Below are 8,869 nucleotides of genomic sequence, written 5' to 3'. Positions count from 1 at the left end.
GCCGGGCGCTCAGTCGCTCATCGTCAGCATCTTCGAGTACGGCGTAGCGCGGTTGCTGTAACATTGGCTAAGTGATCCTCTTTTTGGAGATCGTTGTTGCCCCGAAAGGCTAAGAAGGAGGTTACCGCTGCAGTAGGTAATCCCACTTCGCGAGAAGCGCGGCATCTCTCCGATTGGCGGGAGGTCCGTCTTTCACCGGCTTCAAGAAGCTTTCTGCACCTTGTCCGCTTTGTGCGGCATGCAACCGGCGGCCGCCGGTATTCAAACCTAGGGAGTCAATTTGGAGTGGCGGAAGGCAAGTCACTGCTCTTGCACGAGTTTGCGAATTGCTGACTGCGAGCCGGGGAGATGCGGCAAGCGATACACCGAGGGATCTCGAAGCCTGATCAATTCTGTCCGGCCTAATTGCGTGAGTTCCTCCAATCCGCTTTAAAGACAAAGTGCGCATTCCCGTAATCGAGATTTTCCAACGCGACTAGGCGATCGCCGAACTTTGCGCCAAGGTAGCCCCCGAACTTGCTTGATCCGACGATAAATCCGTCGTGACCGAGAGCGCACGGCTACCCGTGCATCGGCGACCGCGATCTCCACGCCTCAGGCGACCGGTCGGGAATTAGGCCGCGAACGACGATCTTGCCTCATGCACGGCCGCTCGCCGACCGGTCCAGGGCAGCAGGTGCCTCCGTGAAGGGAAATGCCTGATCGATAACGGGACGAATGACGCCAGCTTCAACCAGCCTGGCAATTTCCGAAGGCTGGCGGCCGTCGGGGCGCATGAACAGGTAGCTGTAATCGATGCCGCGATGCCTGGCCTTGCGCCGGATCTTCGCGCTTCCCAACCGGATGACCATATGGCGAATAGAGGGTCTGGCGGGCCAGAGATCTCAGGTCAGGAGTGCAGCGGCCGATTTGGCGGGCTCCACGTCGAAGACGAGGAGGGTAGAGGTGGCGGTCGCGCAAAGCCGTCCCTGGCCATCGTGCAGTTCGGCTTCGGCAAATGCGACGCGGCGGCCTGAGGTAAGCACTCTGCCAGTCGCGCGGACGGTACCGCTGTCTTCGGTCAGACCTCGTAGATAGGATACCTTCAACTCAAGTGTGGTGTGGCCGCGACCGGCTCCCAGCGTCGAATGCGTCGCGATCCCGCAGGCGCTGTCGAGCGGTGTGGCCGCGTAGCCCCCGTGAACGGCCCCGAGGGGATTGTAGACGCTGCGATCCGGTTTGCCTTCGAACACGACCCGGCCGCGCTCCGCCTCGACCAGCTCGAATCCGAGCGTCTTCCCGATCGGTGCCTTGAGACCGCCGGCGAGCATTGCCTGGAGCTGCGCAAGGCCATCGGGAGCGGAGCCTTCCGCATAATCGATCGTCATCACCACACCTCGTGATAGGGGCGAACTTCGGCGAGGAACGACCAGGCATCCTTCGGCTGGTGCGCGAGATGGAAGATCTCGTCGGCAATCGACTCGGGCGAGATGAATAAGTCGTCGGGCCTGTCTGGCTGCAATTCACGCTGCCAGGGCACGTCGATCGCCGCATCGATGACCAGATAGGCGACATGCACGCCCTTCGGGCCCAGATCGCGTGCCAGCGACTCGGCCAGGATTCGCTGCGCCGCCTTGGTCGGGGCGAATCCGGCAAACGCGGCCTTACCGCGCTGCGACGCCCCATTCCCGGTGACGATGATGGCGCCTTTGCCGGCTTCGATCATCGCTGGGGCAGTCAACTGTGCAAGATGGAACAGCGCCATCGTGTTGATTTCGAAGTTTCGTGAAAGAGTATCGGCTTTGATGTTCTGGAAGGTGCCGAACGCCCCGCCCACGGCGTTGTGAACCACAAGCTGCGGGTGGCCGACTTCTTCGAGCACCCGGGCCAAGACGTCTCTGTCCGTCACGTCGCACGGATGCGCGGACGTGCCCGGGATTGCATCTGCCAGTTCGGCGAGGCGGTCCGCGTTGCGGGCGATCATGGCGACCTGGTAGCCTCCTTGCGACAAGCGGCGAACGGTGGCCGCGCCGGTCCCAGGCCCAACGCCGGTAACGAGTGCGAGCGGCTTAACAGGGTCGGTCATTGATCGTTCTCCAGTCGCGCAAGTTCCTCGCGCACGAAATCCATCCGGTCGTTGCCAAAGAACATCGTTTCGCCGACGAACATGGTCGGAGAGCCAAAGACCCCACGTTCGACTGCCTCGTCAGTGTTCGCTTCAAGCTGTGCGAACACTGCAGCGTCGTCGATCCGGCTTTCGATCGTGTCGGCGTCGATCCCGGCATCGCGCAGCGCGGACAGGACCGCCGCTGTTCCGGCAAGCGTGCGGCCTTCACTCCAAATCGCGCGGTAAAGTGCGGCGGCGACGTCTGCGGCCTCAGCCGAGGACGCTGCCGCAAGGACCGCGCGCGCCATCGCCTCGCCGTCGTTCGCTTTCATGTCCGAAGGATTGAGGGTCACTCCGTAGCGATGGGCCCAGCGCCCCAGATCGGCCCGCGCATAGCGCCCCTTGGCCGCGCAAGTGATGGTCGTGGGCACGTTCCCGACACGCTCCATCACCTTCAGGATTTGCATCGGCTTGAGAGTGAGGGCGACGTCCATCGGCTGGAGTTGCGTGAAGGCAAGGTAGCTGTACGGACTGCGAAAATCGAAGAAGAACTCAATGTTTAGGGTCATTCTGATGCTCCTTCTGTGGGCTCGAGGAGGCGGCGGACCTGATCATCTGCCCCCGGCCCGGGCCGGAGCGTGGCGCGACCAATCGGCACGGCTTGACCCGTCTCGTTGTCGATCAATCCGAGAGTCAGGGGTCGGCCGGTTTCACGATCGACCATTTCGACGGTAGGCGCACCAAAGCCGCTCGCATCCCATCGGTCGCCCCATTCGCGGAGCGCGACGCTGACCTTCCAAAGATCGTGACCCTTTGGCGTGAGCCGGTACTCCAGCCGCGGCGGGTGGTCGTTATAGGGGACGCGCTCGGCAATGCCCGACGAGACGAGGTGCTTGAGGCGCGAAGAAAGCGTCGCGGCAGGAATGCCGGTGCTCGTCCGCAGATCTTCGAACCGGTTGAGGCCGAGGGAGAGGTCGCGGATCAACAGGAGCGCCCACCGATCGCCAATATGTTCAAGCGCCCCTGCGATCGAACACCGCATGCCGGCAAAGGAACGCGCCTTCATTGGTTGTTCGCGCTCGCGGTCGGGGTTTGCGCCGGTTGCTGGGCATCCAGGTGGCGCAGCCGGTCGCGCAAGTCGCGCCCCTCTATTCCCCGCGGGTCTTCGATGTCTTCCATCGCCCGTTCGAGGCGTCGAAGTTGATCGATCCAAGTCATGGGCTTCTCCAGGTTGCGCCACGCGCAAACATCGCGCCTGTCACTTCAATAATTGAAGTTATATGTCGCGAGCGGACGAAGCGCAAGGGCCGAGCGGATTCTTCCTCGGGCGGGCGCGGAGATGAACCTCGCTTGTCTGAATGGGGTGCGCGTGTTCGGAAGCCATTCGACAAGGCCCCCGCCGAAGCGGGGGCTAGTCATCGTATTGCAGGCTGATCGCGCTCAGGCCTGTTGGCCGCTCCGATCTTCGCCGTGATGCGGGTCGGACTCTTGCGCGGCTTGCTGGCGCGAAGGGTTGCCGGCATCGTTCTGCGCCTCAAGCGATCCCTGCTGACGGTTCTGGCCGAGAGGGATGCGGCGACCGCGGGACTTGGCTTCCGACCGGGGCAGGGTCACCGTCAACACGCCGTCCTTGAAGTCGGCCTCGCAGGCATCGTCGTCGACATCGGGCGGCAGCGCCACACGACGTTCGAACCGTCCGTAGCTGCGTTCCGAGTAGCCGCTCTCGTCCTTGCGAGCGCTACGCTTTTCGCCGCTCACGGTCAGGATACCATCTTCGATGGTGAGTTCGATGTCGTCCTCTTTGACGCCCGGGAGCTCCGCGGTGACCTGGATATTGTTGCCGTTCTGCTCGACCTCGAGTTGCGGCCAGCCGGTGCCCGACAGCTGCGACGACCCGCCGCAGCGCGGCCCTTGATCGAACATGTCGTCGAACAGCCGGTTCACCTGCCGATGCAGGTCGAACACCGAAGGGTTGCCGCCAAAGCCGCCAAAGCCACCCGTGCCCGTCAATGAGCCGCGGCGCCATGGGGTCAGGTTCTGTTTTGCCATTTCATTGCTCCTCCTTCCTTTAAACAAGGCTCGGGAAGCGGAATCCGACGATTCGTTTTTGAGTGGAATGCGCTCTTCGACGCCCGCATCCCCAGCAATCGGAAAATGACCGAGGCCGGCGGTGGTTCCTTCTCCCGGGCCGAGCCGTGCGCGACAAGCGGCGGCTTTTGATCAGCAACGAAACGGTCAGTCAGCGGGTAGGGCAAATGCCTCCATCCACCGAGATAATCTGAGCGGTAATGTGGCGCGCGCCGTCGGTAAGGAGGAAAACCAGGACGGGTGCCAAATCGCGATCGGCATCCCCCATGCCCGAAGCCAGGGCAGCGCTGGCGGTGGGCGAAGCTCCGACCTCCGAGATGGGCTTGCTCGTCAATCGCTCCCGCACTTCGGCCGCCATCGGGCTCTCGATCCCGGGCGCCATCGTGTTGGCGCGAATGCCATGCTTGCCCCACGCATGGGCAATTGTGCGCGTCCACGCGATCACTCCGCCTTTCGATGCAGAGTAGTGTCCGGACATGACGTAGGGCGTCATGCCGGCAAGCGACCCGAAATTGATGATCCGGGAGTCTTCGTTTTCTTTCAGGTAGGGAAAGGCTTCCTGGTTGGTCACGAATGTGCCTCGCAGGTTCACGGCAATGACCGTATCCCAATCCTCGTCGGTGATGAGTTCGGGCGGCGCTTCCCGGTGGATGCCGGCCGCATGGACCAGCGAATCGATGCCGGACATGTCGTCGGCGCAACGCGCGAAGATTGCCCGCATTTCGGTCCTCTCTGCGACGTTGCCGTGGTGATAGACTGCGCGTCCCGGTCCGCTGGCGGTTACGTTGGCCGCCAGTTCCTTGCCCTCTTCATCCAGCAGGTCGACGAAATGGACGAGTGCTCCCTCCCTTACAAAGGCGCGAACTGCTGCGGCCCCGATCCCGCGGGCCCCGCCCGTGACGACGATTTTCTTGCCGGATAGCTGCATCGCTCATCTCCTCCCTTGCATGTACGGGTTGCCTCGGTTCCGATCCGTAAGAGTTGCTTCAGCGCTGCGGCCCTAAGCAACGTCGGCCCAGGGGACGATAAGTCGCTGCCCGTCCCAGTCGTTCGCGGCGCGCCGGGCCTTGCCGTACATTTCGCGGATGACCTCATGCTCGGGGTAAAGTTCGATCATGTGGCCGTGGGTCGCCCGGGCATCCAGGTAGCAGATCCGGGCGCCGAAACTGGTCACGAATTCGCTGGCGAGCGCGTACCCCTCGGCAGTCCAGGCATCGCGTGTCTGCGCATAGTCGTCGCAGAACACCGCCGTGTGGTGGAAGCCCTCGGCATCCCCTGAATACATGTCGCGGAAGGCGCTTGGCCCGGTGGAGAGCACCTGGACGAGTTCGATGTTCAGGCTGCCCGACTGGACGAACACGCCGCGGATGCGGATCGGCTCCGCCGCCGCGCCGCGATAGAAGTGGTCGCCGAGAACGCCTTCAGAGCCCCCGACGAACGGGCCGATGCCGTATTGGCGATGCAGTCTCGCGCACGCGGCTTCAAGGTCGCGAACGACATAGCAGTTCTGGACAATCTCGATCCTGCTGCCCGTCGCCATTCCTGCTCTCCCGCCTCGAAAACGACATCCCGTGCAGCGCGGCTGGTCGGCCAGCCCGCTGCCGTGCCATCCGGCATTGGCGGCAAGGTGTAGGCGCCCGGACCCTCGTGATAATTGTTCGATTAGATAGCGGCGGGTCTGGCGCGCTCGCACGGATGGTGCAGGGGGGGAGGGCCGGGCGACGACCGAAATACCGCAGACTTGGTGTCCGCAACACGGCCCTCGACAACTCGCGTTCGAACTTCGAAGAATGGGCCCGGGAGGATGTCGATGGCCGAAAATTCCATCACGCTGACATTTCACGGTGCTGCCGAGACCGTCACGGGGTCGTGCATGGAATACGCCTGGGGCGGACGCCGCATCCTTGTCGACTGCGGCCTGTTCCAGGGATCGCGGACGCTTGAGTCGCTGAACTATCGGGAGTTCGACTTCGATGCGAAATCGATCGATGCGGTGGTGCTCACGCATGCGCACATCGATCATTCGGGACTGTTGCCCAAATTGGTCGCCAATGGTTTCAGCGGTCCCATCTGGTGCACGGCACCGACGCGCGACCTCCTTGAATTCATGCTGGCCGACGCCGGACGGATCCAGGAGATGGATGCGGAGCGGCGCAATCGCCGTCGTGACCGCGCGGGTGAGCCGCCGTTCGTGCCGCTTTACACCGAACAGGATGCCAATGCCGCTTGGCGCAAGTGCCGGGCGGTCGATCTTGGCGAGTGGTTCGAGCCTGCCGCCGGTTTTCGCGCGCGGCTTTGGAACGCGGGCCACGTTCTTGGCTCTGCCTCGGTCGAATTGGAAGCGGCCGGCGCACGCGTGATGTGCTCGGGCGACGTCGGGCCGGAGTTCAAGGCGTTTCTCGAGGACCCGGCCGGCCCCGCAGGTTTCGATCACATCGTGTGCGAAGGAACCTATGGTGGGCGCAGGCGCGAGCGCCTGACGATCGAGCAGCGGCGAGCGGTGCTTCAGACAGAAGTCGTCGAAGCCCTTGGCCAAGGCGGCAACCTGGTGATTCCCGCCTTTGCGCTCGAGCGCACGCAGGAGCTCCTGCTCGACCTTGCGGCACTGCGATCCGCAAACCGCATTCCGTCGGTTCCGGTCTTTGTCGACTCCCCGCTGGCGAGCGAGATCACGGGCGTGTTCGCGAGCTATGCCGCGCAGCTTTCCGACACGGGGGGAAGCAATGTCTTTGCCGATCCCGGTTTTCATTTCGTGGGCAGCGTCGCCGAATCGATCCGCCTCAATTCGGTCTCGGGCGCGATCATCCTCGCGGCGTCGGGAATGTGCGAAGGGGGGCGCATTCGCCACCACCTGCTGCACAATCTCCATCGCCGCGATTCCACAGTTCTGTTTGTGGGGTTCCAGGCCCAGGGCACGCTGGGCCGCGTGCTGCTGGAAGGCGCGAAGGTTGCCAGAATATCGGGCAGCGACATCCAGGTCCGCGCCCGGATTCGCGAGATCGACACATATTCAGCTCATGCGGATCAGGGCGAATTGCTCGACTGGATCGCGGAGCGTCGCCCGGTAGCAGGAACGGTATTTCTCGACCACGGCGAGCTGCGGGAACTTGAGGCGTTGCGCGGCGAAGTGCAGCGAGCCGATCCCGCCACCAAAACCCGCATTCCGAAGATCGGCGAGGTTTATTCCCTGCCGCAAGGGCAGGAAGCGCGGCGGCTGTCGACGGGGCGCCTCGATGCGCAGGCTGCGGTCGGCCGGGACTGGCAGAACGCCTATGCCGACCTTGTTGGCGGCCTGAAGTCCGAGCTCAAGCGCGTCCCAGACGAAAAGCGCGAGGAAGCGATCAGGAGGATGCGCGAGGTGCTGAAGTCCTACACCGCTTTCCGCGACGGCCGCCGCGAGCAGGGCGCGTCAGCTTCGTAGTGGGGCCGCAGCACGCTTCAGATGGCATCGAGATTGAAGATCTTTTTCGACGGTGGATGCCGTCCGACACCGGGGACGATCGAACTCGCGGTCGTCGTTCGGGGACGGGCGACGATCCTGCGCGACCAAGGGTTCGGAAGCGGGACCGATGCCGAGTGGCTGGCGCTAATTGAGGCGCTGCGGACCGGGCTATCGCTGGGGGCTGAACCGTTCGTGTTGCTGGGCGATTGCGCTCCGGTGATCGAGCAGGCCAACCGCAGGGCGCGGGCTCGCGGTTCGAGCGACGATCACTTGCGCAGGTTTCTGGAGCTTGCCGGCGAACGCCAGCCGGCGGTGCGTTACGTAAAGAGATCGCAGAATCTTGCGGGAATAGCGCTGCAGAAGCTTCACCCGCGCTGATCGACCGCGCCAGCGGTGCGCGGCGGGTGGACGCCGTGGTCCACCCCGCCGCGCTCGTCAGAATGCTTTGATCGTCATCATCGCGCCGACGCCATAGTCCGGAGCGCCGTCGCTCAAGCCCTTCGAACCATAGAGCGTGAAGGTCAGCCGATCCGAAACCGGGCCGCTGATCGCGCCGAACAACTCCTGGCTGTCGTCGGACAGGTCGCTGGTGGATTCGCGATAATCGTACGAGCCGATCAGCACGGCCTTGCCGGCCACGACGCTGGCACCGGCCGAACCGGTAAACGCGTTGTGCAGGTTGAAGCCGTCAGGGTCGCCCGGCATCCGATAGCCGGCGCTGACGAAAGGCGTGACATTGCCAACGGTCTTGGAGAGTTCGGCCGAGACGCTGGTATCGACCTTGCCCGTGCCCAGGCCCTTGCTTTGCGACGCGGTGGGCAACTTGACCCGGCCGGAAAGCGCGAGACCGAAACCGAGGCGTTCCTCGGGCGGCGACCACGTCACGCCGACCGTCGCATCGCCGATCCCGCTGCGCGAGGTACGCGGTGCATTGGGGTCGATCACCACCGGCCCGCCGTCTCCGCCGACAATGCTCGAAGCGCCATTGATATGGAGATAGGGGACCGATGCGGTGAACCGCAGGTCGCCAGTCCGATAACGCGCGGTCAACGGCACCACGACGATATCGGTGTCGATGCCCGTGCCGTAATCGCCGCTGGAATAGTCGACGCCGGTCGTAAACGAGAGCGAGGGCATTTCGTCCGCCCAGGCAGGCGTGGACAGCAGCGCGGCGGCGGCAAGCGCGGTGCCCTTCATTGCGAAGCTGGTCATTGTTCCCCTTTCTTCATGCATGAAAGGGGCGGACCGCACGC

At 63.6% G+C, this 8,869-nt stretch carries 12 protein-coding genes; 2 read left to right on the top strand and 10 right to left on the bottom strand.

All coding sequences use genetic code 11. The features are described 5' to 3' along the window. Positions 1-638: 638 nt before the first annotated feature. The 9 genes from ACFO0A_RS14040 to ACFO0A_RS14000 all read right to left on the bottom strand — a co-directional run bounded on the left by ACFO0A_RS14040 (position 639) and on the right by ACFO0A_RS14000 (position 5,714). Positions 639-851, bottom strand: coding sequence for a zinc-binding dehydrogenase (locus ACFO0A_RS14040; RefSeq protein ID WP_379539626.1), 213 nt, complete (start codon positions 849-851; stop codon positions 639-641). Between the two features lie 33 nt (positions 852-884). Next, on the bottom strand, positions 885-1,367 hold the full coding sequence (locus ACFO0A_RS14035) for a PaaI family thioesterase (RefSeq protein ID WP_379539625.1): 483 nt from the start codon (positions 1,365-1,367) through the stop codon (positions 885-887). Then, the gene (locus tag ACFO0A_RS14030) at positions 1,367-2,065 is read right to left on the bottom strand and encodes an SDR family NAD(P)-dependent oxidoreductase (protein ID WP_379539624.1); all 699 of its coding nucleotides are present in this window, start codon (positions 2,063-2,065) and stop codon (positions 1,367-1,369) included. The genes ACFO0A_RS14035 and ACFO0A_RS14030 overlap by 1 nt, the downstream gene beginning before the upstream one ends. Continuing rightward, positions 2,062-2,655, bottom strand: a complete 594-nt coding sequence (locus ACFO0A_RS14025; RefSeq protein ID WP_379539623.1) for a 2-hydroxychromene-2-carboxylate isomerase — start codon at positions 2,653-2,655, stop codon at positions 2,062-2,064. The genes ACFO0A_RS14030 and ACFO0A_RS14025 overlap by 4 nt, the downstream gene beginning before the upstream one ends. Next, the gene (locus tag ACFO0A_RS14020; protein ID WP_379539666.1) at positions 2,652-3,128 is read right to left on the bottom strand and encodes a winged helix-turn-helix transcriptional regulator; all 477 of its coding nucleotides are present in this window, start codon (positions 3,126-3,128) and stop codon (positions 2,652-2,654) included. Before ACFO0A_RS14020 ends, ACFO0A_RS14025 begins: the two co-directional genes overlap by 4 nt. A gap of 20 nt (positions 3,129-3,148) precedes the next feature. Continuing rightward, positions 3,149-3,304 (bottom strand): hypothetical protein, encoded by a 156-nt coding sequence (locus ACFO0A_RS14015; RefSeq protein ID WP_379539622.1) that lies wholly within the window; start codon positions 3,302-3,304, stop codon positions 3,149-3,151. Between the two features lie 222 nt (positions 3,305-3,526). Then, positions 3,527-4,135, bottom strand: a complete 609-nt coding sequence (locus ACFO0A_RS14010; protein WP_379539621.1) for an Hsp20/alpha crystallin family protein — start codon at positions 4,133-4,135, stop codon at positions 3,527-3,529. Between the two features lie 190 nt (positions 4,136-4,325). After that, positions 4,326-5,102 (bottom strand): SDR family NAD(P)-dependent oxidoreductase, encoded by a 777-nt coding sequence (locus tag ACFO0A_RS14005; protein WP_379539620.1) that lies wholly within the window; start codon positions 5,100-5,102, stop codon positions 4,326-4,328. A 72-nt stretch (positions 5,103-5,174) separates the two neighbouring features. Continuing rightward, on the bottom strand, positions 5,175-5,714 hold the full coding sequence (locus ACFO0A_RS14000) for a VOC family protein (RefSeq protein WP_379539619.1): 540 nt from the start codon (positions 5,712-5,714) through the stop codon (positions 5,175-5,177). 270 nt (positions 5,715-5,984) lie between these two features. On the opposite strand from ACFO0A_RS14000, the gene ACFO0A_RS13995 reads away from it, so the two are divergent. Then, entirely contained in the window at positions 5,985-7,595 is a 1,611-nt protein-coding gene (locus ACFO0A_RS13995; RefSeq protein WP_379539618.1) for an MBL fold metallo-hydrolase, read from the top strand. A 33-nt stretch (positions 7,596-7,628) separates the two neighbouring features. Beyond that, entirely contained in the window at positions 7,629-7,994 is a 366-nt protein-coding gene (locus tag ACFO0A_RS13990) for a ribonuclease HI (protein WP_379539617.1), read from the top strand. A 57-nt stretch (positions 7,995-8,051) separates the two neighbouring features. Here ACFO0A_RS13990 and ACFO0A_RS13985 read toward each other — a convergent pair whose 3' ends face one another. Beyond that, on the bottom strand, positions 8,052-8,828 hold the full coding sequence (locus ACFO0A_RS13985) for a transporter (RefSeq protein ID WP_379539616.1): 777 nt from the start codon (positions 8,826-8,828) through the stop codon (positions 8,052-8,054). Between the last annotated feature and the right edge of the window lie 41 nt (positions 8,829-8,869).

The sequence above is a fragment of the Novosphingobium tardum genome, from assembly GCF_042652045.1.
In the GTDB taxonomy this organism is placed as follows: domain Bacteria; phylum Pseudomonadota; class Alphaproteobacteria; order Sphingomonadales; family Sphingomonadaceae; genus Novosphingobium; species Novosphingobium tardum.
The sequence above is the reverse complement of the archived record's forward strand: the minus strand, read 5'-3'. Positions and strand labels throughout refer to the sequence as shown.

Excerpts from the sequence above, each read along its gene's own strand:
- ACFO0A_RS14025 (WP_379539623.1), bottom strand. The coding sequence starts at position 2,655 with ATGACCCTAAACATTGAGTTCTTCTTCGATTTTCGCAGTCCGTACAGC.
- ACFO0A_RS14035 (WP_379539625.1), bottom strand. The coding sequence starts at position 1,367 with ATGACGATCGATTATGCGGAAGGCTCCGCTCCCGATGGCCTTGCGCAG.
- ACFO0A_RS13985 (WP_379539616.1), bottom strand. The coding sequence starts at position 8,828 with ATGACCAGCTTCGCAATGAAGGGCACCGCGCTTGCCGCCGCCGCGCTG.
- ACFO0A_RS14000 (WP_379539619.1), bottom strand. The coding sequence starts at position 5,714 with ATGGCGACGGGCAGCAGGATCGAGATTGTCCAGAACTGCTATGTCGTT.
- ACFO0A_RS14040 (WP_379539626.1), bottom strand. The coding sequence starts at position 851 with ATGGTCATCCGGTTGGGAAGCGCGAAGATCCGGCGCAAGGCCAGGCAT.
- ACFO0A_RS14020 (WP_379539666.1), bottom strand. The coding sequence starts at position 3,128 with ATGCGGTGTTCGATCGCAGGGGCGCTTGAACATATTGGCGATCGGTGG.
- ACFO0A_RS13995 (WP_379539618.1), top strand. The coding sequence starts at position 5,985 with ATGGCCGAAAATTCCATCACGCTGACATTTCACGGTGCTGCCGAGACC.
- ACFO0A_RS14005 (WP_379539620.1), bottom strand. The coding sequence starts at position 5,102 with ATGCAGCTATCCGGCAAGAAAATCGTCGTCACGGGCGGGGCCCGCGGG.
- ACFO0A_RS14010 (WP_379539621.1), bottom strand. The coding sequence starts at position 4,135 with ATGGCAAAACAGAACCTGACCCCATGGCGCCGCGGCTCATTGACGGGC.
- ACFO0A_RS14030 (WP_379539624.1), bottom strand. The coding sequence starts at position 2,065 with ATGACCGACCCTGTTAAGCCGCTCGCACTCGTTACCGGCGTTGGGCCT.
- ACFO0A_RS14015 (WP_379539622.1), bottom strand. The coding sequence starts at position 3,304 with ATGACTTGGATCGATCAACTTCGACGCCTCGAACGGGCGATGGAAGAC.